This window comes from Micromonospora sp. PTRAS2 (assembly GCF_054052245.1).
Genome location: NZ_JBSWBU010000039.1, coordinates 1 through 2,991 on the forward strand (window position 1 = coordinate 1; position 2,991 = coordinate 2,991).

The following is a 2,991-nucleotide window of genomic DNA, read 5'->3' on the forward strand; positions in this document are numbered from 1 at the left end:
GGTAGGTGAACTTCTCCACCGCCACCGAGCGGGTGAAGCCGCCGCCGCCGGGCAGGGCCCCGTTGTGGTAGAAGAAGTACGACCCGCCGTTGAAGTCGACGATCCCCGGGTGGTTGGTGAAGCTGGCACCCTGACGCGGCATGACCGTCCCCCGGTAGGTCCAGGGTCCGGTGGGCGTGGGCGCGGTGGAGTAGGCGATGAACTCGCCGCAACACTCCGCGGCGAACACGTTGTAGTAGAGCCCGTTGCGCTTGTAGACCCAGGGGGCCTCCTCGTAGAGGGTGGGCCGGCTCGCGTTGCCGGTGCGGGTGCCGAACCCGGCCGTGGTCAGCGGGATCTTCGTCGGGCTGCCCGAGTAGGAGATCATGTCCTGGTTCAGCTTGACGTACCACAGGTTGGGGTTGCCCCAGTAGAGGTACGCCTGCCCGTCGTCGTCGATCATCACGTTCGGGTCGATCTCACCGTTGCCGAGCAGCGGGCGGCCGATCGCGTCGCGGAACGGGCCGGTGGGGCTGTCGGCGACGCCGACGCCGAGCACCATGCCGCCACCGCGCTGCTTCACCGGCACGTACCAGTAGAACTTCCCGTTGCGTGCCGCGACGTGACCGGCCCACGCGTCGGACTCGGCCCAGGAGAACGTGGCCAGACTCATCGGCGAACCGTGATCGGTCCAGTTGACCATGTCCGCCGAGGAGAACACCCGCCAGTCCTTCATCGTGAAGTACGTCGAGCCGTCCTCGTCATGCCCGGTGTAGAGGTACACCCGACCGTTGTGCACCAGCGGCGCCGGGTCCGCGGTGTAGATCGTCTGCACGATCGGGTTGTCGGCGTGGGCCGGTCTTCCCGGGAGCAGCGTCGCGATCAGGAACAGGCTCACGAGCCAGGCGCCGACGCGTCTGACGCGGGCTCTGGTCGTGGGTGGGCGTATGACTGTCATCGTCATCTCCAGGTGTGGTGGCGGTGATCTCGTGGAACGGAACGGGTCTTGGTCGTCACCAGGCGGGTGGTCAGCCGTGGCGTGCGGCCGTCACGGTCCTGCGGGCCAGCGGGCAGCGCCCCCGGTCGCCAGTGCGTCACGGGGGCGTTGGTGCGGCTACTGGAACTGGGTGATGAAGCCCCACGCCGCCGCAGGAACCCAGGTCCGCGGTCCGCTGTCGCCGGGCGCACCGTCCTGGGGCGCGGCGATGTGTCCCCCGTCGAACGCGGCCCAGACCACCGGATACCCGGAGCGGCAGCCGGAGTAGGTGGTGACCACGTGGGTCAGACTGCCCGCCGACGGCTCCCGGGGCGACTGCGGCGTGCAGCCGTTGTTGGTGACGAACCGGTCGCGCAACGCGCGTCCGCTGGCGATGTTGTCACCGATGCCGTGCACGCCCATGTACGCCACGGGCTGGGTGCCACCGCTGCAGCCGCTGAGCGTGCCCGGGGAGGACTGCACCACGACCGCGCGGAAGATGTTCGGGCGGGAGCAGGCCAGGGAGAAGCTCATCGCGCCGCCGTAGCTGAACCCGATGGAGAAGCGCTGGCGCGGGTTGACGCAGAGCGCCCCCTCGATCCGGCTGAGCACGTTGTCCACGAAGGTGACGTCCTCACCGCCGGAGTTCGCCCAGCCGTTGTCGATGCCCTGCGGGGCGACGAAGATCGTGGAGTTGCCGGCCAGCCGCTGCAGGCCGTAGTAGGACCAGGTGTTGCGGTCCACGGTCTGCCCCGTGTCCACGTCGATCGCCGTGCCACCCCACCAGTGGAAGCCGAAGACCAGGCGGTAGGGGGTGTTCTGATTGTAGTTGGCCGGGATCCGCAGGATGAAGCTGCGGTTCTTGCCGCCGCTCGCAATGGTGTGCGTACCGCCGGCGAGGCCCGGCGCCTTGCCACAGCCAGCGGTGCCGTTGCCCGACGGAGGCGGGGTCGTCGGCGTCGTGCCTCCGTCGACCCGGACGAGCTGCCACTGCTGGTTCGCCCCGTTCCAGTCGGCGTACTGGACGACGTTCGCGCCGTCGGCGGTCGAGGCGTTCTGCACCTCCACCGCCTTGTTGCTGTTCCGGTTGATCAATCGAACATAGCCGGCGTCGGAGTCGGCCAGCCGGAACTGCTGGTTGGCGGCGTTGAGATCGGTCCACTGGTTGACGGCCGCGCCGTCGGCGGTCGACCAGCCGGCCACGTCCAGCACCTTGCCCGAGTGCCGTGACTTCAACCGGTAGTAGCCGCCGCCCGAGTCCACGAACTGCCACTGCTGCTGGTTGCCGTTGTTGCGCGTCCACTGGGTGATCCGCGCCCCGTCGTTTGTGGCCAGGTTGTACAGGTCCAGGGCCTTGTTGCTGTTGCGGTTCAGCAGCACGTACCAGGCGCTGGTGTCCACGCTCGCCGCCGCGGCCGGTGTCGAGTTCACCGCGACGACCGCGCCACCCGCCAGCACCGTTGCCGCAGCCGCGGCGATGGCCCGGACCGCCCACCCGCGTCGCCTGAACGACGCGGGGGACAGATGCCTTGCGAGAGCAACCATGTTTCCTCCAATGACGATGGTTGGACCGGAGGCGCCGAACGAGCCACGCCGCGACGGAGGGCAGCCACCGAGGAGCATCTGGTCTCGAACGTTCAACCGGGGCGCGCACCCGCCCGGCCGAGCGACATCCGAGTCGACGCACGGCGGGTGACCCGTATGCGGACCACATCACGGCACCCTGCCTTCCGACTGTGATCGATCACATTGCGTTCGTCAAGTTGTAACCATTGATGTCTTGCGCCCCTCCCACAGCGGCTGCACACGATCGGCCGACCGGTCTTGCGGCGACGTTACGAGCAAGTTATGTTATCGATCACATTCACCTCGCTGCATGGTTGGCACCTACCACGCACGTCCTCCGGCCGAGGTCACGGCGCGCCCCGAGACTCGTCCGGCAGCACCCGAAACCGGCGGCGTCGCAGCCCCCACTCGACTCCGGTCACGCTGCGACGACGAGCCGGAGGCACTCCGCGCCCCAGCCATCCGTACTC

The 2,991-nt window shown here is 68.4% G+C and carries 2 protein-coding genes; both read right to left on the reverse strand.

Annotated elements, in window-relative coordinates:
- A partial coding sequence (locus tag ACVMYR_RS33015) for a glycoside hydrolase family 43 protein (RefSeq protein ID WP_457123689.1) occupies positions 1-937 on the reverse strand: 937 nt, incomplete at its 3' end.
- Positions 938-1,093: 156 nt separating this feature from the next.
- Positions 1,094-2,500 carry an RICIN domain-containing protein gene (locus ACVMYR_RS33020; RefSeq protein ID WP_457123690.1) on the reverse strand — a complete coding sequence of 469 codons (1,407 nt, stop codon included), beginning with the start codon at positions 2,498-2,500 and terminating at the stop codon, positions 1,094-1,096.
- Between the last annotated feature and the right edge of the window lie 491 nt (positions 2,501-2,991).